This is a genomic window from Nosocomiicoccus sp. HMSC059G07 (assembly GCF_001815515.1).
Classification (GTDB): domain Bacteria; phylum Bacillota; class Bacilli; order Staphylococcales; family Salinicoccaceae; genus Nosocomiicoccus; species Nosocomiicoccus ampullae_A.
In genome coordinates this window covers 887-1,358 of record NZ_KV820857.1, presented here as the reverse complement: position 1 = coordinate 1,358, position 472 = coordinate 887, and the positions used below count along the sequence as shown (strand labels likewise).

Sequence of the window (472 nt, the reverse complement as noted above, 5' to 3'; positions counted from 1 at the left end):
GTTGACCCGTGCTAGAGTAGGACGTCGCTAGGCAAACATTTATTTTAAAAAAAAGTATTGCATACATACAAGAAATATGTAATAATAATACGTGCGGAGAATTAGCTCAGCTGGGAGAGCACCTGCCTTACAAGCAGGGGGTCGGTGGTTCGAGCCCGCCATTCTCCACCATTTATGCCGGCCTAGCTCAATTGGTAGAGCAACTGACTTGTAATCAGTAGGTTGGGGGTTCAAGTCCTCTGGCCGGCACCATCTAGAGCCGTTAGCTCAGTCGGTAGAGCATCTGACTTTTAATCAGAGGGTCACAGGTTCGATTCCTGTACGGCTCACTCTTTAAGCGGGTATGGCGGAATTGGCAGACGCACTAGACTTAGGATCTAGCGCCTTCGGGCGTGGGGGTTCGACTCCCTTTACCCGCACCATAAAAAATTAAATATCGCGGAAGTAGTTCAGTGGTAGAACACCACCTTGC

Annotated in this window: 4 tRNA genes; all 4 read left to right on the top strand. The window is 48.9% G+C overall.

The annotated features are described in order from the left end of the window. The first annotated feature begins 95 nt into the window (after positions 1-95). A tRNA-Val gene (locus HMPREF3029_RS06305) sits at positions 96-171 on the top strand. Between the two features lie 5 nt (positions 172-176). After that, positions 177-252: transfer RNA gene (locus tag HMPREF3029_RS06300), tRNA-Thr, on the top strand. A 4-nt stretch (positions 253-256) separates the two neighbouring features. Then, a tRNA-Lys gene (locus tag HMPREF3029_RS06295) sits at positions 257-329 on the top strand. A gap of 8 nt (positions 330-337) precedes the next feature. Next, positions 338-422, top strand: a tRNA-Leu gene (locus HMPREF3029_RS06290). Positions 423-472 lie beyond the last annotated feature (50 nt).